The sequence below is a fragment of the Streptomyces sp. HNM0645 genome (assembly GCF_030056615.1).
In the GTDB taxonomy this organism is placed as follows: Bacteria; Actinomycetota; Actinomycetes; order Streptomycetales; family Streptomycetaceae; genus Streptomyces; species Streptomyces marianii.
The window spans coordinates 118,931-142,316 of record NZ_JASHLT010000010.1 but is presented as its reverse complement, the minus strand read 5'-3'; the positions used below and the strand labels follow the sequence as shown (position 1 = coordinate 142,316).

General features: G+C 74.0%; 16 protein-coding genes. 11 read left to right on the top strand and 5 right to left on the bottom strand.

Annotated elements, in window-relative coordinates; all coding sequences use genetic code 11:
- Positions 1–141 precede the first annotated feature (141 nt).
- Entirely contained in the window at positions 142–1,869 is a 1,728-nt protein-coding gene (locus QMZ92_RS08875) for a PucR family transcriptional regulator (RefSeq protein ID WP_283296683.1), read from the bottom strand.
- Between the two features lie 282 nt (positions 1,870–2,151).
- Between QMZ92_RS08875 and QMZ92_RS08870 the strand changes: the two genes are divergently transcribed.
- The 7 genes from QMZ92_RS08870 to QMZ92_RS08840 all read left to right on the top strand — a co-directional run bounded on the left by QMZ92_RS08870 (position 2,152) and on the right by QMZ92_RS08840 (position 12,325).
- A complete protein-coding gene (locus QMZ92_RS08870; RefSeq protein ID WP_283296682.1) occupies positions 2,152–3,042 on the top strand; it encodes an FAD binding domain-containing protein in 891 nt (296 codons plus the stop codon).
- 2 nt (positions 3,043–3,044) lie between these two features.
- On the top strand, positions 3,045–3,635 hold the full coding sequence (locus QMZ92_RS08865; protein ID WP_283296681.1) for a (2Fe-2S)-binding protein: 591 nt from the start codon (positions 3,045–3,047) through the stop codon (positions 3,633–3,635).
- 4 nt (positions 3,636–3,639) lie between these two features.
- Positions 3,640–6,048, top strand: a complete 2,409-nt coding sequence (locus QMZ92_RS08860; RefSeq protein ID WP_283296680.1) for a xanthine dehydrogenase family protein molybdopterin-binding subunit — start codon at positions 3,640–3,642, stop codon at positions 6,046–6,048.
- Between the two features lie 316 nt (positions 6,049–6,364).
- Positions 6,365–7,828, top strand: coding sequence for an NCS2 family permease (locus QMZ92_RS08855; RefSeq protein WP_283296679.1), 1,464 nt, complete (start codon positions 6,365–6,367; stop codon positions 7,826–7,828).
- Between the two features lie 45 nt (positions 7,829–7,873).
- A complete protein-coding gene (locus QMZ92_RS08850) occupies positions 7,874–9,025 on the top strand; it encodes an XdhC family protein (RefSeq protein ID WP_283296678.1) in 1,152 nt (383 codons plus the stop codon).
- A 134-nt stretch (positions 9,026–9,159) separates the two neighbouring features.
- Positions 9,160–11,697 carry an FHA domain-containing protein gene (locus QMZ92_RS08845; protein WP_283296677.1) on the top strand — a complete coding sequence of 846 codons (2,538 nt, stop codon included), beginning with the start codon at positions 9,160–9,162 and terminating at the stop codon, positions 11,695–11,697.
- Between the two features lie 10 nt (positions 11,698–11,707).
- Positions 11,708–12,325: an SH3 domain-containing protein gene (locus QMZ92_RS08840; protein WP_283296676.1), complete on the top strand. Its 618-nt coding sequence runs from the start codon at positions 11,708–11,710 to the stop codon at positions 12,323–12,325.
- 102 nt (positions 12,326–12,427) lie between these two features.
- On the opposite strand, the gene QMZ92_RS08835 is transcribed toward QMZ92_RS08840, so the two are convergent.
- Positions 12,428–13,702, bottom strand: a complete 1,275-nt coding sequence (locus QMZ92_RS08835) for a streptophobe family protein (RefSeq protein WP_502962018.1) — start codon at positions 13,700–13,702, stop codon at positions 12,428–12,430.
- 179 nt (positions 13,703–13,881) lie between these two features.
- On the opposite strand from QMZ92_RS08835, the gene QMZ92_RS08830 reads away from it, so the two are divergent.
- Positions 13,882–15,216 carry a DUF6777 domain-containing protein gene (locus tag QMZ92_RS08830; RefSeq protein ID WP_283296675.1) on the top strand — a complete coding sequence of 445 codons (1,335 nt, stop codon included), beginning with the start codon at positions 13,882–13,884 and terminating at the stop codon, positions 15,214–15,216.
- Between the two features lie 454 nt (positions 15,217–15,670).
- Here the strand turns inward: QMZ92_RS08830 and QMZ92_RS08825 are convergent, their stop codons facing one another.
- From QMZ92_RS08825 to QMZ92_RS08815, 3 genes are all read right to left on the bottom strand, one after another.
- Entirely contained in the window at positions 15,671–17,347 is a 1,677-nt protein-coding gene (locus QMZ92_RS08825; RefSeq protein ID WP_283296674.1) for a SpoIIE family protein phosphatase, read from the bottom strand.
- Between the two features lie 290 nt (positions 17,348–17,637).
- Positions 17,638–19,827: an FUSC family protein gene (locus QMZ92_RS08820; protein WP_283296673.1), complete on the bottom strand. Its 2,190-nt coding sequence runs from the start codon at positions 19,825–19,827 to the stop codon at positions 17,638–17,640.
- Positions 19,824–20,003, bottom strand: coding sequence for a hypothetical protein (locus QMZ92_RS08815; RefSeq protein WP_283296672.1), 180 nt, complete (start codon positions 20,001–20,003; stop codon positions 19,824–19,826). The genes QMZ92_RS08820 and QMZ92_RS08815 overlap by 4 nt, the downstream gene beginning before the upstream one ends.
- A 341-nt stretch (positions 20,004–20,344) precedes the next feature.
- On the opposite strand from QMZ92_RS08815, the gene QMZ92_RS08810 reads away from it, so the two are divergent.
- From QMZ92_RS08810 to QMZ92_RS08800, 3 genes are all read left to right on the top strand, one after another.
- Positions 20,345–21,262 carry a DMT family transporter gene (locus QMZ92_RS08810; protein ID WP_283296671.1) on the top strand — a complete coding sequence of 306 codons (918 nt, stop codon included), beginning with the start codon at positions 20,345–20,347 and terminating at the stop codon, positions 21,260–21,262.
- A gap of 173 nt (positions 21,263–21,435) precedes the next feature.
- The gene (locus tag QMZ92_RS08805; RefSeq protein ID WP_283296670.1) at positions 21,436–21,915 is read left to right on the top strand and encodes an SPW repeat protein; all 480 of its coding nucleotides are present in this window, start codon (positions 21,436–21,438) and stop codon (positions 21,913–21,915) included.
- 157 nt (positions 21,916–22,072) lie between these two features.
- A complete protein-coding gene (locus QMZ92_RS08800; RefSeq protein WP_283296669.1) occupies positions 22,073–22,993 on the top strand; it encodes a MurR/RpiR family transcriptional regulator in 921 nt (306 codons plus the stop codon).
- Positions 22,994–23,386: the final 393 nt, after the last annotated feature.

The window sequence follows — 23,386 nt, the reverse complement described above, 5'->3', positions numbered from 1 at the left end:
GTACGCCGCTTGACGGGGCCTCACCGCTCGCAGGCGCGTAGCCGTTCCCCTCGCGAGTGCGGGGTCGTCTGCCGCGTCGCAGATCGGCGCCGTGTCCGTCGGTCCTCGCTCGCTCCTCCCCGGGGCGGCTCACCCCTCCGGTCAGCTCATCCGCAGGGCCAGGAAGAAGTCCAGCTTGTCCTCCAGGCGCGACAGGTCCCGGCCCGTCAGCTGCTCGATCCGCCCGACCCGGTACCGCAGCGTGTTGACGTGCAGATGGAGCCGGGTCGCGCAGCGCGTCCACGAGCCGTCGCAGTCCAGGAACGCCCCGAGCGTCGGGATCAGTTCGGCGCGGTGGCGGCGGTCGTAGTCGCGCAGCGGGTCGAGGAGCCGGGCCGTGAACGCCCTGCGGACGTCGTCGGGGACGAACGGCAGCAGCAGGACGTGCGACGCCAGCTCGTGGTGGCCGGCCGCGCACACCCGCCCGGGGCGGGCGGCCGCCACGCGACGGGCGTGCCGGGCCTCCTCCAGGGCGCCGCGCAGTCCTTCCGCGGAGTGGACGGCGGCGCTGACGCCGAGGGTGAGGCGGCCGTCGTCGGCGAGGCCGGCGGAGAGCGGTTCGCGGACCGCCTCGAGCAGTGCGTCCGCGTGGAGCCCGGGTGCCCCGTCCCGGCCGGGGCCCTGCTCGTCGGCCTGCCCCTCGGCCGGCTCGCCCGCCTCGCCCGCGGGAGCGGGCCTCGCCGGCAGCGGGACGAGTGCCACGGCCTCCTCCCCGCTGTGGGCGACGGCGATCCGGTCGGCGGTCTCGGAGCCCGGCGAGGCCGGGTCCACGAGGATCTCCTCCAGGAGGGACTGGGCGGCCGGCCCGGCGTCGACGGCGGAGCCGCCCTCCGCGTCCCAGTCGACCCGGGCCACGACGACCTGCCAGTGGGGCGCCGTGCCGAGGCCCGGCAGCAGGACGGGAGCGGCGACCCTGAGGCGGGCGGCGATCTCGGCGGGCGGTGCGCCCGCCTGGACGAGTTCCAGCACCTCCTGGGCCAGCCGGCGCCGTACCGTGCGGGCCGCCTCCCGGCGGTCCCGTTCGACGGCGATCAGCTGGGTGACGCCCTGCAGCAGGTCGAGCCGGGCGGCCGGCCAGTCGGACGCGTCTGCCTCCACGGCCAGCAGCCAGTCCGACAGCACGGTCTCCCGGACGTCCCGGGAGGCCGGTGTGGCGCCCCGGCCTGTGTTCCGGATCGGGAACAGCGAATACGTCGTGCCGCCGACGGTGGCGCGGTGCGGGCCGCGGCGCCCCGTGCGGGTGGCGGCCAGATGCTCGGCGGACAGCTCGGCGCCGGTCCCCGGTGGCAGCGGCTCGCCCGCCCCGGCGATCCCGCGTCCGGTGGGGGAGAGCACCCAGGCGCGAAGGTCCAGGTCAGAGCCGAGGAGATCGAGGACGACCTCCGGGCCGCCGCCCGCCGGGCCCGAGGTCATCAGCCGGCGGTGGCGGTCGACGACGGCGGCCAGGTCACCGGCCCGCTCGCCCGACACCTGGCGCACCACGTACTCGGTGATCGTTGCGAATGCGACGTCTTCGTTCACGGCGAAGAGCGGCAGTCTGTGCCGCTCGCAGGCCAGGACGAGATCGTCGGGGATGTCTCCCAGTTCCGCCTCGCCGGCGGCGAGTCCGGCGACCCCCGCGCTTGCGAGAATGCGTACAAAAGGCTCGGAGTCATCGGCGCTGCGCCGCCAGGCGAGGCCGGTGAGCACGAGTTCACCGCCCGAGAGATAGCGGCTCGGGTCGCGAAGGTCGGTCGTCATCACGCCGCGGACGGTGCGGTCCAGCTCGTCGTCGCCGCCGAGCAGCCGCAGTCCCAGCGCGTCGGTCTCCAGCAGTGCGCGCAGCCGCATCTCGTCGCCGCCGATCTGTCGTGTCGTGCCGTTGGACTGTGCTGAGGGGTGTGCCGATGGTTTCGGGAGGAAAACGGCGAGGCTACCGGTCTCCGCCTTTCGTTCGAATCTACAAGACGAGGGTGGCGACCAGCCAACTCCTTCATGGTTTCGGTGACTGCACCCGGCGGGGCGGTCCTTGTGTACTGGGCCGCACCGCGTTAACAGGACATGAACATCCCGCCAGGGCCGGCCGTCCCCGGACCCCAGTGAACGACCGAATCACGTAGAAGAGAGCCACTCATGGACTTCCTTCGCCCCGCCAGCTGGGAGGAGGCGCTCGCCGCGAAGGCCGAGCACCCCACTGCTGTGCCCATCGCGGGTGGCACCGACATCATGGTCGAGATCAACTTCGACCACCGTCGGCCCGAGTACCTCCTGGACCTGAACCGCATCACCGAGCTGAGCGAGTGGGAAGTCGGCGAGGAGAACGTCCGGCTGGGAGCCTCCGTTCCGTACACGCGGATCATGGAGAACCTCCGGACCGAGCTGCCGGGCCTGGCGCTCGCATCCCACACCGTCGCCTCGCCGCAGATCCGCAACCGCGGCGGCGTCGGCGGCAACCTCGGCACCGCGTCCCCCGCCGGTGACGCCCACCCGGCCCTGCTGGCCGCAGGCGCCGAGGTCGAGGTGGAGTCGGTGCGGGGCACCCGTTTCATCCCGATCGACGCGTTCTACACCGGAGTGAAGCGCAACGCGCTCGCCGCGGACGAGCTCATCAGGGCCGTCCACATCAAGAAGGCGGACGGACCGCAGCAGTACTCGAAGGTCGGCACCCGCAACGCGATGGTCATCGCCGTGTGCGCCTTCGGCATCGCCCTGCACCCCGAGACCCGCACCGTGCGGACCGGCATCGGCTCGGCCGCGCCCACCCCGGTACGCGCCGGAGCCGCCGAGGACTTCCTCAACGCCGCGCTCCTGGAGGGCGGCTTCTGGGACAGCGGAAAGATCATCACTCCCTCGATCGCCAAGCAGTTCGCGGAGCTGGTCTCCGGCGCCTGCAACCCGATCGACGACGTCCGCGGCACCGCCAAGTACCGCCGGCACGCGGTCGGCATCATGGCCCGGCGCACGCTCGGCTGGACCTGGGAGCAGTACCGCGGCAGCGGCCGCACGCTTGAAGGAGCTGCATAACCATGCGCGTGAATTTCACGGTCAACGGCCGTAAGCAGGAAGCCGACGACGTCTGGGAGGGCGAGAGCCTCCTCTACGTGCTCCGTGAGCGCCTGGGCCTGCCCGGCTCCAAGAACGCCTGCGAGCAGGGCGAGTGCGGTTCCTGCACCGTCCGTCTCGACGGTGTCCCGGTGTGCTCGTGCCTGGTCGCGGCCGGGCAGGTGGAGGGCCGCGAGGTCGTCACCGTCGAGGGGCTGGCGGACTTCGCCCGGCAGCGCGCCGAGCACGGACACGGCGGATGCGCCACCAACGCCTGCGGTACGTCGCTGCAGGAGGCCCGGCAGTGGAGCGCCGGGGGAACCGACTCGCAGACCGGCGAGGGCACCGAGCTGTCCCCGGTCCAGCAGGCGTTCATCGACGCCGGCGCCGTGCAGTGCGGTTTCTGCACCCCGGGTCTGCTGGTCGCCGCCGACGAGCTGCTGGAGCACAACGCCTCCCCGTCCGACGCGGACATCCGCGAGGCGCTCTCCGGCAACCTGTGCCGCTGCACCGGCTACGAGAAGATCCTCGACGCGGTCCGCCTCGCGGCCGCCCGGCAGGGAGAGGCGGTCTGACACCATGGCGCTCGACCCCCGAGTCACCACCACACCGGCCGGTACTCCCACCAAGGTCACCCAGGGCTCGCAGACCAAGGGCGGCATCGGCGAGTCCACGCTCCGCCCCGACGGCACCCTCAAGGTCACCGGCGAGTTCGCCTACTCCTCGGACATGTGGCACGAGGACATGCTGTGGGGCCAGACGCTGCGTTCCACCGTCGCGCACGCCGAGATCCGGTCGATCGACATCTCCGAGGCCCTGGCCGTCCCCGGCGTCCACGCGGTCCTCACCTACGACGACCTGCCCGCGGAGATGAAGAACTACGGCCTGGAGATCCAGGACACGCCGGTCCTCGCGCACGGGAAGGTCCGCCACCACGGCGAGCCGGTGGCCCTCGTCGCCGCCGACCACCCGGAGACCGCCCGCCGCGCCGCCGCCAAGATCAGGATCGACTACGCCGAACTGCCGCTGATCACCGACGAGGAGTCGGCGACGGCCCCCGGTGCGGTCCTGGTCCACGAGAACCGCGACGACCACCACATCGGCCACGTCCCGCACCCGAACATCGTGCACCGCCAGCCCATCGTCCGCGGCGACGTGGCCCGGGCCCGCGAGCGCGCCGACGTCATCGTCGAGGGCGAGTACGTCTTCGGCATGCAGGACCAGGCCTTCCTCGGCCCCGAGTCCGGCCTCGCCGTGCCCGCCGAGGACGGCGGTGTCGACCTGTACGTCGCCACCCAGTGGCTGCACTCCGACCTCCGCCAGATCGCCCCCGTCCTCGGCCTGCCCGAGGAGAAGGTGCGGATGACGCTCTCCGGCGTCGGCGGGGCCTTCGGTGGCCGCGAGGACATCTCCATGCAGATCCACGCCTGCCTCCTCGCGCTGCGCACCGGCAAGCCCGTGAAGATGGTCTACAACCGGTTCGAGTCCTTCTTCGGCCATGTGCACCGCCACCCGGCGAAGCTGCACTACGAGCACGGCGCCACCAGGGACGGCAAGCTCACGCACCTGAAGTGCCGGATCGTCCTGGACGGCGGCGCGTACGCCTCGGCCTCCCCGGCGGTCGTCGGCAACGCCGCCTCGCTGTCGGTCGGCCCGTACGTCGTCGACGACGTCGACATCGAGGCCGTCGCGCTCTACACCAACAACCCGCCGTGCGGTGCGATGCGCGGCTTCGGAGCGGTGCAGGCGTGCTTCGCCTACGAGGCGCAGATGGACAAGCTGGCGGCCGAACTGGGCATGGACCCGGTGGAGTTCCGGCAGCTCAACGCCATGGAGCAGGGCACGATCATGCCGACCGGACAGCCGGTCGACTCGCCGGCGCCGGTCGCGGAGCTGCTGCGCCGGATCAAGGCCCGCCCGATGCCGCCGGAGCGTCAGTGGGAGGTCGCGGGCGGCGAGGCCGATGTGCGCGCCCTGCCCGGGGGTCTGTCCAACACCACCCACGGCGAGGGCGTCGTCCGCGGTGTCGGCTACGCGGTCGGCATCAAGAACGTCGGCTTCTCCGAGGGCTTCGACGACTACTCGACCGCCAGGGTGCGCGTGGAGGTCGTCGGCGGAGTGCCGGTCGCCACCGTGCACACGGCGATGGCCGAGGTCGGCCAGGGCGGTGTCACCGTCCACGCCCAGATCGCCCGCACCGAACTGGGCGTGACCCAGGTGACCATCCACCCGGCCGACACCCAGGTCGGCTCGGCCGGCTCCACCTCCGCCTCCCGGCAGACGTACGTCACGGGCGGCGCGGTGAAGAACTCCTGCGAGCTGGTCCGCGAGAAGGTCCTGGAGATCGGCCGGCGCAAGTTCGGCTCCCATCATCCGGCCTGGGCCACCGCCGAGCTGCTGCTCGAAGGCGGCAAGGTCGTCACCGACGGCGGCGAGGTCCTCGCCGACCTGGTGGACGTGCTGGAGGACGAGGCCGTCGAGGTGGAGGCCGAGTGGCGGCACCGCCCGACCGAGGCCTTCGACCTGCGCACCGGGCAGGGCAACGGCCATGTCCAGTACTCGTTCGCGGCGCACCGCGCCGTCGTCGAGGTGGACACGGAGCTGGGCCTGGTGAAGGTCGTCGAGCTGGCCTGCGCGCAGGACGTCGGCAAGGCGCTGAACCCGCTGTCCGTCGTCGGGCAGATCCAGGGCGGCACCACCCAGGGTCTGGGAGTGGCCGTCATGGAGGAGATCATCGTCGACCCGAAGACGGCGAAGGTGCGCAACCCCTCCTTCACGGACTACCTGATCCCCACCATCCTCGACACGCCGACGATCCCGGTCGACGTGCTCGAACTCGCCGACGAGCACGCCCCGTACGGGCTCCGCGGCATCGGCGAGGCCCCGACCCTGTCCTCCACGCCGGCCGTCCTCGCGGCGATCCGCGACGCGACGGGCCTGGAACTCAACAGGACGCCGGTACGCCCGGAGCACCTGACCGGCACCTGAGCCGCGTGGGTTCCGGGGGACCACCGTCCCCCGGGCCCCGGGGCCGCCCCGCCCGGGACGCCTCCGGGCCCCTTCCGAGGGGCCCGTGCTTCCGGGGATCCGTCCCGGGCCGCCGGACACCGAACGCGGTGGTGCCGGCACCAGCAACACCTGAAGAACTGCGGACCGTCGCCCCAACGGGGTTCCCGTCCCGCAGACCGTTCGTCTCGGGCCGTCCCCCGGGTCGTGCAGCCAACGCAAGATCCCAAATCCCGCAGCCCGAGCCAGTTCTCGGATGCGACGCGGGTGCCCCTGTGAACCTTGGGAGTAGGCAACCATGACCCAGTCGTCAGTGGAGCCGAGGACCACCGCTGAGGACGCCGGCCCCGGCTCGCGCGTCCCCGCCGGACGGTCCTGGCTCGACCGGTACTTTCACATATCCGAACGAGGATCGACGGTCGCGCGCGAGGTGCGCGGCGGCATCACCACCTTCATGGCGATGGCGTACATCCTCCTGCTCAACCCGCTGATCCTCAACGGCAAGGACGTCGCCGGCAACGTCCTGAGCCAACCGGGCCTCATCACTGCGACTGCCTTCGCGGCCGCGGCGACCACCCTGCTGATGGGCTTCTTCGGCAAGGTGCCGCTCGCCCTCGCGGCCGGTCTGAGCGTCTCCGGCGTCCTCGCCTCGCAGGTCGTCCCCCAGATGACCTGGCCGCAGGCGATGGCCATGTGCGTGATGTACGGCGTGGTGATCTGCCTGCTGGTGGTGACCGGGCTGCGCGAGCTGATCATGAACTCGATCCCGCTCGCGCTCAAGCACGGCATCACCATGGGCATCGGTCTGTTCATCGCGCTGATCGGCCTGGTCAAGGCCGGGTTCGTCGGCAAGGGCGCGGAGTTCGGGCCGCCCGTCACGCTCGGTGCCGGCGGTGAGCTCGCCGGCTGGCCGGTGCTGATCTTCTGCTTCACCCTGCTGCTGATCTTCATGCTGCAGGCCCGTGCGATACCCGGCGCCATCCTCATCGGCATCCTCATCGGCACCGTCGTCGCGGTCGCCGTCCACAACATCGCCGGTCTCGACGCCAAGGCGTGGAACATGGCCCCGCCGGAGCTCGCCGGCGGCGCCGTCTCCATGCCCGACTTCTCGCTCTTCGGGAACGTCGAGTTCGGCGGCTGGGGCGACGTCGGCGCGATCACCGTCGGATTCATCGTCTTCACCCTGGTGCTCGCCGGCTTCTTCGACGCCATGGCCACCATCATCGGCGTCGGCACGGAGGCCAAGCTGGCCGACGAGCGCGGCCGGATGCCGGGTCTGTCGAAGGCGCTGTTCATCGACGGCGCCGGTGGCGCGATCGGCGGTGTCTCGGGCGGCTCTGGCCAGACCGTGTTCGTCGAGTCCGCCACCGGCGTCGGCGAGGGCGCGCGGACCGGCCTCGCCTCGGTCGTCACCGGGCTGTTCTTCGCGGCCTGCCTCTTCTTCACCCCGCTCACCGCGATCGTGCCGCCCCAGGTCGCCTCCGCGGCCCTGGTCGTCATCGGAGCGATGATGATGCAGAACGCCAAGCACGTGGACTGGGGCGACCGTTCCGTCGCCATCCCGGTCTTCCTCACCGTCGTGCTGATGCCGTTCACGTACAGCATCACCCCCGGTGTCGCCGCCGGCGTCATCTCGTACGTGGCCATCAAGGCCGCCCAGGGCAAGGCCCGGGAGGTGGGCGCCTTCATGTGGGGCCTGAGCGCGATCTTCATCGTGTTCTTCGCCCTGAACCCGATCGAAGGCTGGCTGGGCGTCCACTGATCCCGGCCGCGCCCTCCACGCGTCCACGACCCTGAGGAGACCGACATGCTGGACATCGCCGACGAGCTGAGCCGGTGGGTCGGGCAAGGACGTGACTTCGCCGTCGCCACCGTGGTGGCCGTCGGCGGCAGCGCGCCCCGCCAGCCCGGTGCCGCGCTCGCCGTCGACAGCGACGGCACGGCGGTCGGGTCGGTCTCCGGGGGATGCGTGGAGGGCGCCGTCTACGACCTGTGCCTGCAGGCGCTCGAGGACGGCCGGACCGTCCTGGAGCGCTTCGGCTACAGCGACGACGACGCCTTCGCCGTGGGGCTGACCTGCGGCGGGATCATCGACGTCCTCGTCACACCGGTCCGCGCGGACTCCCCTTCCCGGGGCGTCGTCGCGGCGGCGCTGACCGCCGCCGCACGAGGCGAGGCCGCGGCGGTCGCCCGGATCACCGACGGGCCCGGAGAACTGATGGGCCGCGCGCTCCTCGTCCGTGCCGACGGCTCGTACGAAGGCACCCTCGGCGGGCACCCCGAACTCGACCGCACCGCCGCCGGTGAGGCCCGCGCCCTGCTGGACGCGGGGCGCACCGGCACCGCCGGCATCGGCGAGGACGGTTCGCGCTGCGGGCGTCCGCTCACCCTGATCGTCGAGTCCAGCGTTCCCGCCCCCCGGATGATCGTCTTCGGGGCCATCGACTTCGCCTCCGCCCTCGTCCGGGTCGGCAAGTTCCTCGGGTACCACGTCACCGTGTGCGACGCCCGCCCGGTCTTCGCGACGGAGGCCCGCTTCCCCGAAGCGGACGAGATCGTCGTCGAATGGCCGCACCGCTACCTGGAGTCGACCGGTGTCGACGGCCGCACCGTGCTGTGCGTCCTCACCCACGACGCCAAGTTCGACGTGCCGCTGCTGGAACGGGCCCTGCGGTTGCCCGTCGCCTACGTCGGCGCGATGGGATCGCGCCGCACCCACGAGGACCGCAACGCCCGGCTGCGCGAGGCGGGCGTCGGTGAACTCGAACTCGCCCGGCTGCGCTCGCCGATCGGCCTCGACCTGGGGGCCCGTACGCCCGAGGAGACGGCGGTCTCCATCGCCGCGGAGATCGTCGCAGGACGACGCGGCGGCACCGGCGTCCCCCTGGCGGGCGCCCACACGCCGATCCATCACGACGGCCCGCGCACATCGGCCCGGTCCGTGGGGTCCGTCGCCTGAGGCGACTCCCGCGGGGCGGTCGGCAGCTCCTGTCCCGGCAGCCCGTCCCGGAGCCCTCGCCCCGTGCCCGCTCCCGGCGGCCTGCCGGCCCCGGTGACCGGGCGGACATACAGGGCGAAAGTTAAAATCGTCGCATGGCTGAGCGGCCCGCTGCGCCGACCGCGCCCGAGCTGGTCATCGAAACCGACGGGGGCTCGACGCTCATGAGCCCCGGCCGGGTGTACCACGTCGGGCGGGACCCCCTGAGCGACATCGTCCTGGACGACGCCCGGGTGTCCTGGCACCACGCGGTCCTGAGGACCGTCGCGGACCACTGGACCGTCGAGGACGAGAACAGCACGAACGGCACGTACACCGAGGGCCGCCGCGTCCACGAGTGGGGCGTGGGGCCGGGCAGCGTCATCCGGTTCGGCAATCCGCAGGACGGCCCGCGCGCCGTGCTCGTGGGCACGGCGGCCGAGCCCGAGGCGCCGGCGGCGGCCCGCCCCCGGGCCGGGGCCCCGTGCACGGAGCGGCCGTCACCCGCGGCACCCGTGTCCGGAACCGCCTCACCCGGCCCGCGGGAGCGGGAAGCGCCCTCCTCCGCGCCCCGTGAGCCGGAGATCCCCGCGTCCGGCGCCCGCGAGCCCGCCGCCCGGCGGGAACCGCAGGCCCGGCCCGCAAGGACCCCGCCGTCCGCCGCGGCGGGAACCGCCGCCACGAGTACGTTCCGGCAGCCCACGACCGTACGCCCGCTGCCCACCCGCACGGTCCGCATCGGCCGCGCCGCCGACAACGACGTCGTCATCGACGACCTCATCGTCTCCCGCCGGCACGCCGAGCTCCGCGCCCACCTGGACGGCCGCTACGAGATCGTCGACCTCGGCAGCCACAACGGCACCTACCTCAACGGCCAGCCGGTGACCCAGGCCGCGATCTCGGAAGGGGACACCGTCGGCATCGGCCACTCCACCTTCCGCCTCGTCGGCGACGAACTGCAGGAGTTCGTGGACTCCGGCGAGATCTCGCTCGACGTGCAGGACCTCGCCGTCACGGTGGACGAGGGCCGCAAGGTACTCCTCGACCACGTGTCCTTCCCGGTCGGCGAGAAGTGCCTGCTCGCCGTGGTGGGACCCAGCGGCGCCGGCAAGTCGACCCTCCTGAACGCGCTCACCGGGCTCCGCCCCGCCGAGCACGGCACCGTCGTCTACGACGGGCGCGACCTGTACCGCGACTACGCCGAACTCCGCCGCCGCATCGGGCTCGTACCGCAGGACGACATCCTGCACGTCCAGCTCACCGTGCGCCGGGCCCTCGGCTACGCCGCCGAACTGCGCTTCCCCGAGGACACGGCGTCCGCGGAGCGTGAGGCGAGGGTCGAGGAGGTCATCCGCGAACTGGGCCTGGAGCAGCGCGCCGACCAGCCCATCCACAGTCTTTCCGGCGGCCAGCGCAAGCGCGTCAGCGTCGCGCTGGAGCTGCTGACGAAGCCGTCCCTGCTGTTCCTCGACGAACCCACCTCGGGCCTGGACCCGGGCATGGACCGCTCGGTGATGCACATGCTGCGCGGACTCGCCGACGACGGCCGTACGGTCATCGTGGTCACCCACAGCGTGCTCAACCTCGATGTGTGCGACCGGCTCCTGGTCCTGGCGCCGGGAGGCCGGATCGCCTACTTCGGGGTTCCCGAGGACGCGCTGGAGTTCTTCGGCTTCGACCAGTGGCCGGAGGCGTTCGAGGCATTCGAGAACGACCGCGACCGCGACTGGGCGGGGGACTACCGGGTGTCGTCGCAGCACCGCCAGTACATCGCGCTCAGCCCCCAGCCGCGCGCCGCGCCGGACCGCCGGCCGGTGGCGGCGGCGCCACCGCCCAAGTCCCAGAGCTGGTTCGGGCAGTTGGGCACCCTGGTCCGCCGCTACGTGTCCGTGCTGAGCGCGGACCGCACCTTCATCGTCATCATGATCGCGCTGCCCTTCGGGATGGGCGTCATGGCCCGGGCCCTGGCGGGGAGCAGGTTCACGCTGGACACCGCCATGGACGCCCTGCTCGTGCTCTGCGTCGGCGGGGTGCTGACGGGCGCGGCGAACGCGGTGCGCGAGCTGGTGAAGGAGCGCGTGATCTACCGGCGGGAACGTGCCGTCGGCCTGTCCAGATCCGCCTATCTGACGTCCAAGGTCGTGGTGCTCGGCTCGATCACGGTCGTCCAGGCGGTCGTCCTCACCCTCGTGGGCCTCGCCGGCGTGGATCTGAACGCGCCAGGCGGCAAGGGCGTGCTCCTGCCCCCGCTGCTCGAGATCACCCTGGCCGTGGCGCTGCTGTCGTTCACGTCGATGATGCTCGGCCTCGTGATCTCCGCACTGGTTCCCAAGGAGGAGGTCACCATGCCGCTGCTGGTGCTCCTCACCATGGTCCAGATCGTCTTCTGCGGCGCCCTGCTGAAGCTCGACGGCGTGCTGGGCATGGAGCAGCTGGGCTGGCTGGTGCCCGCACGGTGGGCGTTCGCGGCGATGGCGAGCACGGTCGACCTCGCCCGGATCGTGCCCGGCAAGGACACCGCCGATCCGCTCTTCGACCACTCCGCCGCGGTGTGGCTCACGAACATGGGCGTGATGGTGCTGCTCAGCGTGTCGCTCTGGTTCGTCGTCGCGATGCTGCTGCGGCGGCACGAGCCCGCGGTCATGCGGAAGTGACGGGGTGCCGATGACCGAACCCACCGCCGTACCGGGCTTCAGCCCGACGCACGTCGTCCCCGGTGACGGCATGACCAGCTGGCAGGCTCCCGACGTGAGCGGCCCCAGCGTGCCCCTCGACCCGTTCCTGCCGGTCGAACTCGTCGACCGGCGCGGCGACTGGGGGCGGGTCATGTGCGCCAACGGATGGTCGGCCTGGGTCGACGGGCGGCTGCTCGTCGCCGTCCCGCAGGCTCCCCCGTCGGCCGGGCAGCCGCTGGACCGCACGTCCGATCCGCAGCCGCTGCTCGCCCGGGCGGAGGAAGTGCTCTCCCAGTACCGCCGGGCCGCGGACGAACTCGCCGCGGGCAGTGCCGACCGCGAGACGTTCCGAAGGCGCACCCGGGGGATGCGGCTGGGGATGGTCGTGGACGGGGAGACTCTCTGGCTGTACGACGCGGAGCATGAGCGGTGGGTGTACTGCGACGGCTCCCGGCTGGCCCCGTTCGCCGTCACCGAGCCCCCGCGGTCGTCGCGCGAGTCGCCGTCCCAGCCGCCCCGGCGCACCACCGCGCCCGGGCGGTCCGCGGCTCCGGCGCCACCGACGCAGATCACCGAGACAGGCCGCGGGCGGGGCACGTCCGGCTGACGACGAGGCCGGTACGCAGGCTCTCCCGGCCCGGTCGCATGCCGCCACCTTCGGTCCCCGGGCCCGCGCCCGTCCCCGCGCGATCCGTCCGCCCGCGACCGCTCAGCCGTCCACCTCGCCGCGGCGCCGTACCGGCGCCGCCAGCAGGGAACCGAGCAGGCCGGCGACGAGGCCCCAGCCGAGGCCGATGCCCACCGCCGCCCACAGCCGGGGCTGCAGCGACACCTCCCCGCCGAGCCCTCCGAGGTCGCCGACCCCGAGCAGCGAGAGGCCGTAGCGCGCGGCGACCCGGCCGGTGAGACACACGAAGAGCACCGTGAGGGCCAGGGCCACGCCCATCCGCAGGGCGTGCTGCCAGGACCTGGTCCGGGCCGGGGAGCGCGCCGCCATGAGGAAGGCCGCGGCGGGCACCAGCACCGCCGCGACGACCACCAGCCACCACGCCCGCCCGTCCTGCTCGGCCAGCGTGGCCACGTTCAGCGTCGAGCGGCCCTCGCCGCGCAGCACGGTGTCCAGCACCTGCGGCATCGGCAGTCCGAACGGCCCCTCGACCCTGCCCTCCCAGGTGGCGCCGAGTCCGAGGGTGAGTGCAGGCCAGGCGAGGTTGGGCAGACCGAGCAGGATCACCGCGAAGGTACGCCCGGGGTGTCCCTGGGTCACCGCGACCACGACGCCGGCGCACAGCCCGACGACCACGTACGCGAGCAGCAGCCACACCATCGCGTGAGCGGCGGGACGCACCGCCTCCTGGAACGGCACCAGCCGCGGGGGCAGCGGAGCCCGGCGCGACACGATCAGGGCCAGGGCTGTCACCCCGATCAGCCACAGCAGCCCGTAGAGCAGGGTGGTTCCGAGCTCCGCGCGGAAGCCGAGCCGGGGGGCGGCGTCCAGGAACTCGCCGATGTCGGACAGCGGGGAGTCGTCCCCGAGCGGGATCCGGAACGTCTTCCGCGCCAGGGCGGTGAGGCCGGCGAGGACCGCCAGCCACAGGACCGCCAGCCGGGCGAACCGGCCGAGCAGTTCGCGGGTCCCGGCCACGGCGCGGTGCCGCATCGGACGCAGGAACGCCGTCGCGGTCACCAGCGCCCCCACGAGGCTCACCGACAGCGGCATCACCGTGAGTTCGGCCTGGGACTGCGCCACGAACCCGGCGTCCCCGGCGAGTGCCACCTCACCGCCGGCCGCCAGTACCACCACAGCGGCCACGACCTGCGGGAACGCACCGTCAGGGAGGTCCGTCGCGCCCGCCGCCCACAGACCCGCGGCGGCCACGACGAGCATCGCGGCGAAGCCCGCCACGACCGCCACCAGCGCGTCGCGCCAGGCCCGCAGACCGTGCGCGCCGCCGCGCCGGGGGGTGGGGGGCTGCTGGCTCACGGTGCCACCGTAAGCAGCGGGGTCCCCTGCCGCCCGCCCGGCTGGTCCGACCGGTTCGGCTTGCGGGCCCCGCCGCGGCCGCGCACACAATTGGGGGAAAGCCACTCTCGATCTCCGGCACGGCCGGTGGATCCGGGACCTTCCGGGGAACGGACGTCCCGGTCTGGGAAGTAGGGCCCGTGAGCGCGCAACCGCCGTCGGGGCGACCCGCAGGACCTCCCTCCGGCCCGCTCTCGGGCGGGGAGGCGACACCCCCACCACCTCCGCCCGCGCCCCCCGGCGGTGGACCGTCCGGCCCCGCGGGCGGCGGCCCGGGCGGTTCGGGCCCCTGGTGGCGCTCGGTCCCGACGATCGCCGTGCTCACTGCGGCCGTCGTCGTGGCCGCCGCGCTCGCCGTCGTCCTCACCCGGCCCGGCGGCACGGGCGGGGCCGGCACCGAGATCCAGCTCCAGGCCGCGTCCGCGACCGGCCCCGAGCCCTTCACCCGGTCGACGGCGAAGGTCCCCCGGACCCCGCAGCCGCGTGCCGAACTGCCCGCCTCGCCGGCGAGCCCGTCCCCGGCCGGCGCCAACGTCACCCGGGGAGTGGACGGTGCGACGCCCGGCCTCTACGGCGGCACGGAGAAGACCGCCAGCTGCGACACCGAGCAGCAGATCCGGCTCCTCGCCGACCAGCCGGACCGGAACCGGGCCTTCGCCTCGGCCATCGGGCTCGCGCCGGCCGCCGTCCCCGCGTATCTGCGCTCCCTGACCCCCGTGACCCGGCGGATGGACACCCGGGTCACCAACCACGGCTTCACGGACGGCGCGGCCCGCCCGTACCAGGCCGTCCTGCAGACCGGCACCGCCGTTCTCGTCGACGACCGTGGCGTGCCCCGCGTGCGCTGCGCCTGTGGGAACCCGCTGCTGCCGCCGGTCTTCGTCCGCGGCCCCGCGGAGCGCAGGGGCGACGCCTGGCCCGGCTACAACCCGGCCGAGACCGTTGCCGTCACCCCGGCGCCGCGGCCCGTCGAGGTCTTCGTCGTGTACGACCCCGCGGAGCACGACTACTTCGCCCGGGAGAGGGGCGACGACGGGGCGAAGGACGAACCGGCCCCACCGCCGCAGGACCCGTCGACCCCGGTCCTCGTCCCGCCCGAGGAGGCGACCGCCAGCCCGTCCGACGACGCCTCCGGAAGCCCGGAGCGCGAGCGCCCCGGATCGGGCACGTCGCCGCCCGGCCCGGCCACCGACGGCACCGCCACGCCCGGGCCGCGCAGCCCGGGGGAGGAGACCGCGCCGGGCCGCCCCCCGGAGGAGACCACCGTCAGCGAGCCGCCCGCGGAGCCACCGACCGGCCCCGCGTCCGAGGAACCGCCCGCGCCGCCGCCACCGGCGACGCCGGAGACCGTCCCCGGCAACCCGCCACCGACCTCGGGCCCACCGCCCCAGGACGAGGTGCCCGTACCGCCGTCGCTGCCGGACGCCGTCGTCCCGCCCGCCGGGACGCCCACGTCGCCGGCCCGGGTGCCGTGACCACGTCGGCGCCGGGTGAGGTGGGCCCGAGGCGGCGGACGACCCCGCGGCCCCGTCCGGACCTGGCCCCGCGGGCGCGGCCCGCGGCCGGCGCTCTCCCCGGTGCCCTCCGGCACGACGGACGAGGCCGAGGCGCACGCGGGTGCGCTGTGTCTGCCCCCGCCCGACGTCAGGGCCCCTGAACACGCCCGTGACGGCCGGACCGCCGAGGGCGTTCGCCCAGCCCCGCGAGCGTGTCGCACTCTCCGCGCAGGTCCCCGCGGCCGGCGCCGCCGCCGAAGCGGCGGCTGNCCCGTGACGGCCGGACCGCCGAGGGCGTTCGCCCAGCCCCGCGAGCGTGTCGCACTCTCCGCGCAGGTCCCCGCGGCCGGCGCCGCCGCCGAAGCGGCGGCTGGTTCTGGGCGGCGGCGCGGGCACGTGAAACGCTCCCGCCGGCCGTTCCCGGGCGGCGCGGTCAGCGCGCCCCGCCCAGGAACGGCCGCTCCTCCGCCGGGTGCGGGCGGCGCGGGCGGACACGGGCCGCGAGCAGCGCCACGTCGTCCTCCGCGTGCTCGGCGTCCAGCTCACGGACCACCGAGTCGACCATCTCGTCCACCGTGGCCGTGCACGGCAGCCGCACCCCGACCAGCCTCCGCAGCGAGTCGTCGATGTCCTCGCCGCGTCGCTCGACCAGACCGTCGGTGTACAGCAGCAGCGTGTCGTCCGGCGTCAGCGACCGGGTGACCAGCTCGTAGCCGCCCACACCGGTGCCGAGCGGGGGCCCGGCGGGTACGTCCACGAGCTCGGCGTGCCCGTCGGGGGTGAACACCACGGGCGGCAGGTGACCGGCGCTCGCGAAGGAACCGAGCCCGCGCGCAGGGTCGACCCGGACCAGCAGGCACGTCGCCGGCCGGGCCATGGTCTCGAATATGGCGATGTCCAGCTGCCGCAGCACCCGGTGCGGCGGCAGATCGGCGGCGGCCACGTCGCGCAGCATCGACCGGTACGTGTTCATCTCGACGGCCGCCTCCACGCCGTGCCCCATGACGTCGCCCATGACGAGGAGGGTGCGGCCGTAGTGGAGGCGCACGGTCTCGAACCAGTCGCCGCCCACGATGTTGAGGCTGCCCGCCGGCAGATAGCGGGTCGCGAACCGCAGATTGGGGTGCGGCTTGCCAGGCTCGGTCAGCAGGGCCCGCTGGAGCTCCACGGACTTGCCCTGCTCGGCGGCGAACGCCCAAGCGTGCACGACGCCGACGGCCGCGCGGCGCGCCGCGTGCCGGGCGACGGTGATGTCGTGGCCGGTGAACGCCGCTCCGGTACGGGCCAGCAGCGTCAGGCCCAGGACGGGCCCGCCCGGTCCGCCGCCGTCCGGAGGCCCGATCAGCGGGACGGCGAGGACCGCGGCGCGCGCGGCGGCGTCGTACTCCGCCGCAGGCAGCCCGGACTCGACGGCGCGCGCGGCGGCGGACTCCGCCCGCGGCCGGAGCCGGTCGCCGTCGGCGAGCAGTTCCACGGCCCCGGACCCGGCGGCGCGGCGCGTCATCGCCGGGGAGGGCCGCCGCGAGGGCGGCGCGCCGTTCTTCGCAGGCGGCCGGAGCAGTTCCACGGCGGCGGCCTCCGCGATCCACGAGCCCAGGAACTCCGCCAGTTCGCGGCAGGTGGCGGCCTCGTCGAGGGAGGTGCCGATCCGCTCGACGGCCTCGTCAGCCGCGGCGAGGCGAGCGTCGGCCCGGGCCAGTTCCTCCTCGAGCCGGGGCGCGGAGGACTCGGCCACCACACACATCAGCCCGGTGACGGTGCCCTCGTTCTCCAGCCGGAGGCAGGTGGTGTGGAAGCGCCCGCCGGGACCGGTGACCCGGGTGCGGGGGACGCCGTCGGCGAGCACCTCGGCCGGCAGTCCGGTGGGGGTGCCCAGGTACTGCTCCGCGCCGGGGCTCGGCAGCCGGCCGCCGGCACCGGCCGCGGACTCGCCGGTGATCCGGCAGAAGGCGGGGTTGGCGTAGCGGTAGCGCAGATCGGCGTCCAGGACCGCGACCCCGGCCGCGCTGTCCCACAGGTCCTGGCCCCCGGGCAGACCGGGGGTCTCGTCGGCGTCTGCGGTGGGGAGCCCGTGACGGCCCTGGAGCCGGTCCCATGGGCCGGTGGCCACACCCCTCACCTCCTCCCCCGCGTGGCCGTGACCCCAGCTTCCTCCACAGCCTCCCCGCGCGCATCAGCGGGCGGGGAGCCCCGGGCGGGGGCCCAGGGAAGCGGACCGCCCGGGAGGGCCCGTGCGGCCCGGTCCGGTCCGCCGCCGTCCGCCGGCCGGTCCGGCGTGACCGCGGGCCGCGGGAGCCGCCCGGAGGAGGCTCGCGGACCGGCCCGCGCGGCGAGCCCAACCGCAGGGCTCCGGGGGGCGCGGCGCGGTGCGGAGGCTCCGGCCGGACACGGGCGCGGGCCCTACCTTCCGGGCCCGCCGGGACCGGACACCGAGCCCGCGGAGCCCGGCTCCGAGGTGCCCGGTGCCGCCCGGCGGACCGGGTCGGGCAGCTGGGCCTCGATCTGGGCGAGCTGGGCGTCGAGGCTGCGCAACCACACGTCGAGGTCGACCAGCGCCGGCAGCGGCGGCCCGGGCGGCGGGGAGGCGTCCGGCCGGGTCCCGACGGGCGGCGGCCGCTCACCGGTGCACAGGGCGGAGAGCCGGTCGGTGCACCGCGCCAGCGCCCGGGCGTCCGCAGAGGCCCGGTCGGCGGCGTCCGGGGGCAGGGCGTGCGCGGGCAGGTCGAAACGCGGCAACCAGTGGGCGCCGAGCAGGATCTGGTTGGCCGCGATCAGCACGCCGTGCCAGTCGGCCAGGACGGGCCTGCTACCCACCGGCTCGCTGCGGAACTGGGCGTAGGCGGACTCGGCGAGGGTCAGCCGGTGCAGCGCGGGGAGCGTCGGCGGGGGAGGCACCGAGCCCGGCGGCGAGGCCGTCAGAACGGCGACGGTGCCCCTGATCAGCGGTCCGCACTCCCGCAGCAGCCCTGCCATGGTCCTGCGCACCTCCCGCCTGGCGCCGGCGGGCCAGGCGAGCAACGCGCACAGCAGTCCGATGGCGCTCCCGGTCACCACGTCCACGATCCGCGCCTCGGCCAGCCGCCAGGACGCCGGCGCGATCTGGGCGAACGCGGTGGCCACCACCAGTGTGAACAGCCCCTGTGCCCAGGCGATGCCCAGCAGCGGCCCGAGCGCGAACGCGATCAGCATGCCCGGCGCGAGGAGCACGGCGTACACCCCGGTGTGCTGCCCCAGGCCGATGAGCAGGGCGCCCGCCGCGACGGCCCCCACCAGGTTGCCGGCGACCGCCTCGCGGATGACCGCCCAGGTCTGGCCGACGGTGGTCCGGCTCAGCGTCAGTACCGCCAGCAGCACCCAGAAGCCGTGGGTCAGGTCCAGCGAACCGGCGACGAACCGGGCGGCAGCGAGGGCCAGCGCGATCCTCACCGCGTTCTGGAACTGCACCGAGCGGAGCGTCATGTTGCCGGTGACCCGGCGGATCCACAGCTGCGGGGTGGATGACTCGGCGTACCAGAACAGCTCCCGGGGTTCGATCGGCGGGGTGCGCCGCCCGTCGAGGCCGACCCGTACGGAGATCTCCAGGATCCGCACCGACTCGGCGACGGCCAGCAGCGCCGCCTGCCGGCGCAGCACCGGCACCGGGGGGACGTCGGCCGCCGGCCCCGTCGCCTGCCGGACGCGCGTCTGCTGGAAGGCGTCGATCGCCTCGTCCATCCGCTGCGGGCCGGGGGCGGGCCGCCCCGCCCGCAGGGCGGCGGCGGTCTCGTCGCACAGGGCCGCCACCCGCGGCAGCAGCGAGCCGGATGCCGAGTCGGTGCGCTCCGCGCCGCGCACACCGGCCTCGGCACCGTCCCGGACGAGCCGGCGCAGTTCCCCGGTCTCGGTCTGATGGGCCAGCTGCTCCAGCAGCCGACGGGTGGCGGACCCGGCCTGGGACAGTCCGCGCACCGCACGGCCCGGGCCCGCCGGGCGCTCCGCGGGCGGGATCTTCGACAGCCGCAGGCGCGAGCCGGCGGTCCGCAGAGCCTCGGGGGAGAGGCTGATGCGTCCGGCGATGGTGTCGCCGGCCGTGGCCACGGCCTCCGCGAGGGTCGACCGGTACGTCGGGCCCGCCTGCCGCGGCAGCAGGAACAGCTCGCACAGCGCCAGCACCACCACTCCGAAGGTGAGTCCGGCCAGTCGCAGCCACAGGGTCTGCGGCTCGTACGGCGGGAAGCAGGCCAGGATGTAGAAGAGCTGGAGTCCCGGCGCGGCGCCCGCCGGCCGCGGCCCCGCGATCGCCGCGAAGGCGAGGAGGAAGCCCACGACCAGCATCCCGAGCACCGCCGCCCAGGTCGCCACCGCCAGCACGGTTCCCAGCGCCACCAGCACCAGGCCCACCGGCAGCGCCTTCAGCATCACCGCGGCCCGTTGCCGCCCGGACCCGGGGATCGAGGACAGCAGACCGAGGGCGATCGGCGCGAACAGCGCGTACAGCGCCAGCTCCGGATCGTGCAGCCCGTACAGGAACGGGTAGAAGCCCGCGGACGCGGCGAGGGACACCCGCAGCGACCGATGGAGGATCTCCGTCCGTTCGGCCCCGCTCTTCACGGCAGGCCCCTTCCGCATGGCGCGCCAGAGGCGAGCGGTGGGACCCTGCCGTGGACCGCGAGCCGGTGGCGTACGGCCATCGGAACCACGGACGCCGCCAGGACGAGCCGGACGCGGGACAGGGCGACCGCGATGAAGGCCCCCGTCCGCGCGGCCGGCGAAGATTCAGCGCGCATGAGCACGTTCCTCTCGGGCCGACGCCGCCGCGGCGTCGTGGGCGGGCCGGACAGCGACTCGTTGCCCATTGTCGGCCGCCCCCGAACGGACCGCAGCCCGGCGGAGTTCGCGGTGACGGCGGCCCTGCGGACCTCGTGGGGACGGCCGCGCGGCGTTCCGCCCGCGGAGGGCGGGCAGGCGGACCCGTGGCGGGCGGACGGGTGGACCTCGCGCTGAGGCCGGCCCCGGCCACCCCGTTCGGACCGCAGCCCCGCCCTCCCCGATCGCGGCGGGACCCGCGCCGGGGTCACGATGGCAGGAACCACAGCGGCCACGGGGGCGGAGGCGGGAGGAACGGACGGTGCAGGCACTCCTGGTGCCGGTGGGCTTCGCCCTCGCCTCGGCGCTCAGCAACGCCGTCGCCACCGTGCTGCAGCGCCAGGAAGCCCTCAAGGTGCCCAGCTCCAGCGGCTTCCGGCCCGGGCTGATGCTCGATCTGCTGCGCCGTCCCCTCTGGCTGGCCGGGATCGCCGCCGTTCTCGTGGCGGGGGTGTGCCAGGCGCTGGCGCTGAACACGGGGCCGATGGCGATCGTCCAGCCCCTGTTCGTCCTCGAACTGCCGCTCGCACTCATTGTCGCCTCGCTCGTGATGCGCAGTCATCTGCCCCCGGTGGGCTGGGGCGCCGTGGGCCTCGTCGTGGTGGGCCTGGGCATCGCCCTGGCTGCGGCGTCCCCCACCGGCAACCGCACACAGGTGCCCCTGGACCGCTGGCTGCCCGCGCTCGCCCTCTGCGGGGGAGCGGTGGTCACGCTGTCGGCCGTCGCCCTGAGACGGCCCGTGGGGCGCACCCGCGCCGCCCTCCTCGGCACGGCCACCGCCATCAGCTACTCCCTCACCGCGGCCCTCATGAAGTCGGCGACCCACATCCTCGAGGACGAGGGAGCCGTGGCCTTCTTCACCTCCTGGGAGGTGTACGCCTTCGCGGTCGCCGGCGGCACCGCGCTGTTCCTGCTGGAGAACGCCCTGCAGGCGGGCCCGCTGGTCGCCTCCCAACCCGCGCTCACCCTCGGCGACGCCACGCTGAGCCTCCTGCTCGGCGTCACCCTCTACGAGGAGCACGTGCGCACCGGCTGGTGGCTGCTACCGGAGCTGCTGGGGCTCGCGCTGATCACCGTCGGCGTCTTCACCCTCGCCCGGATCCCCCTCGCGGAGTCGCTCGTGGCCCCGGACCAGACCTCCGGTGCGACCCCTCCCCAGGCCGGACAGACCCTGCGCTGAGCCCGCCCCGCCGGCTGCACCACCGGCCGGCCGCCGAAGGGCCGCCGCACCGTCCCGCCGGGGGGCTGCCGGCGGCTGCCGGGGGAGTGCCAGGGGATTGAGGGATTCGCCCGAGAAGCGTTTCATGGCAGGGGAAAGGGGCCGATTTGATGCTTCCGAAGGAGGCGGCCCGCATGACCACACACCAACCGAGTATCGAGCAGCACCCTGATCTCGCAGAGATGCGCGCGCGCTTCGAACGCGCCACCGCGTCGCCGCGCGGCCAGGTGACAGAAACGCTGGCCCTCCTCACGGGCCTCTACCTCGCGGCCTCGCCGTGGATCGTCGGTTTCAACGGCCTCACCACCCTGGCCGTGACCAACCTGATCTGCGGTGTCGCCTTCGCCCTGTGCCTGGGCGGGTTCGGCTCGGCCTACGAGCGGACCCACGCCATGGCCTGGTGCGCCATCGTGATCGGCGCCTTCACGATCTTCTCCCCGTGGATCGTCGCCGGGAACGTCGCCGTCACCGGCAGTGTCGTCAGCAACGTCATCGTCGGCATCGTGGCCCTCTGCCTCGGCGTGGCCATGGCCGCCATGACCGACCGCCCCGGCACGCTGCGCCCCGCACGGACCTCCGGAGGCCCGAGCCGCGACCTCGGTCCCCTGAGCTGAGGCACGCTTCCCCGTGAGGGTCCCGGCCGCCCTGTCAGGGCGGCCGGGACCCTCCGGTCGTACGACCGGAGGGCCTTCCGGTTGTACGAAGAGTCCCGCGGGCGACCACGCATGGTGAGCTATGTTGAGCGAGAGCGGGACGAGAGGGAGGCACACGGTGCCATCAGGGCAGCGGGCGCGCGCACAGGCGTCTGCGATCACGCCGGGAAGACAGACTCCGGACGCGGAGCCGGCTCCTGTGGAGAGGGTCCGTGCGCTGTTCGGCGGACACCGGCTGTCACCCGGGCAGCGGCGTATCGCGCAGTACATCACGGACAACCTCACCGAAGCGGCCTTTCTGTCGATCACCGATCTCGCGGACCGTGTGGGTGTCAGCCAGCCCTCGGTGACGCGTTTCGCGTCGTCTGTGGGCTTCAGCGGCTACCCGGCGCTGCGTGAGGCGCTGCAGCCCATCGCGCTCAGCGCGGTCGCCGGTTCCCCGGAGGCGGGCGAGAGCCATCGCAACGAACTGCAGACGGCGGTCGACGCCGAGATCGCGAACCTGGAGAGCCTGCGCCGGAGGTTCGCCGACACCGGCCAGGTGCTCGAGGTCGGCAGAGAGCTGGCCCGGTCGGTGCCGCTGACGATCCTCGGGCTGCGGATCTCCACCTCGCTCGCCGAGTACTTCGCCTACGCCGCCCGGAGGATCCACCCGGACGTTCGGCTGGTGTCGCGGGGCGGGAGCGTGGCGTACGACGCGCTGCTGCAGTCGCGCGAGGCGGGCGGGACCTGGGTGCTGGCCTTCGCGATGCCCCGGCACGCCAAGGAGACCCTGTCGGCGGTGCGGGCCGCCCGGCGTACGGGTCTGCGGACCGCCCTCATCACGGACCTCACCCTGGGCCCGCTCGTGGACGAGGTCGACGTGGCCCTCACCGCCGGCACCGGCTCGCGACTCGTCTTCGACTCCTACTCGGCGCCCGGTGTGCTGTCGGCGGCGATCCTCCAGGCGATGGTGGACGCGGACCCCGAACGCACGCAGCGGCGGCTGGAGCAGTACGAGCACGCCGCCGAACAGCACGACTTCTTCCTCGAGGACTGACGGGCGGCACCGCCCCCCCCGGCGGGAGGAAAGGGGTACTTTCATGTCCAGAAGAGCATGAATTTTTTCATGCCCTTGCTTACTTGGCGGTAAATATATTTACTGCGTGTGGCACTGCGGACGACACTCCTCCTCGTCGGCCCCACGGTGTTCCGTTCGGGCAGTCCGCTCCCCTCGGACGCCCCCGGCGGCTCCGGTCAACCCCTGGGCCGGAGCCGCCGGCCAACAGCCTCACAAACCGGACGCCCTCCACGGCCGCACGGCGCCCGGCGTCACTGCCGCGCACCACACGACGGCCCGGCCCCCCCCGGGGGGCGGCTCCGGGGACCGATCGCCAACAGTCGCACAGGACAACCTGATCCGGCAGCTGGTTGTCCCGCTTCCCGGGCAGGC

What these genes read in the sequence shown, in the direction of transcription:
- QMZ92_RS08845 (WP_283296677.1), top strand. Translation starts at nt 9,160, where the DNA reads ATGGCTGAGCGGCCCGCTGCGCCGACCGCGCCCGAGCTGGTCATCGAA.
- QMZ92_RS08875 (WP_283296683.1), bottom strand. Translation starts at nt 1,869, where the DNA reads ATGCGGCTGCGCGCACTGCTGGAGACCGACGCGCTGGGACTGCGGCTG.
- QMZ92_RS08805 (WP_283296670.1), top strand. Translation starts at nt 21,436, where the DNA reads ATGACCACACACCAACCGAGTATCGAGCAGCACCCTGATCTCGCAGAG.
- QMZ92_RS08865 (WP_283296681.1), top strand. Translation starts at nt 3,045, where the DNA reads ATGCGCGTGAATTTCACGGTCAACGGCCGTAAGCAGGAAGCCGACGAC.
- QMZ92_RS08840 (WP_283296676.1), top strand. Translation starts at nt 11,708, where the DNA reads ATGACCGAACCCACCGCCGTACCGGGCTTCAGCCCGACGCACGTCGTC.
- QMZ92_RS08815 (WP_283296672.1), bottom strand. Translation starts at nt 20,003, where the DNA reads ATGCGCGCTGAATCTTCGCCGGCCGCGCGGACGGGGGCCTTCATCGCG.
- QMZ92_RS08870 (WP_283296682.1), top strand. Translation starts at nt 2,152, where the DNA reads ATGGACTTCCTTCGCCCCGCCAGCTGGGAGGAGGCGCTCGCCGCGAAG.
- QMZ92_RS08860 (WP_283296680.1), top strand. Translation starts at nt 3,640, where the DNA reads ATGGCGCTCGACCCCCGAGTCACCACCACACCGGCCGGTACTCCCACC.
- QMZ92_RS08855 (WP_283296679.1), top strand. Translation starts at nt 6,365, where the DNA reads ATGACCCAGTCGTCAGTGGAGCCGAGGACCACCGCTGAGGACGCCGGC.
- QMZ92_RS08850 (WP_283296678.1), top strand. Translation starts at nt 7,874, where the DNA reads ATGCTGGACATCGCCGACGAGCTGAGCCGGTGGGTCGGGCAAGGACGT.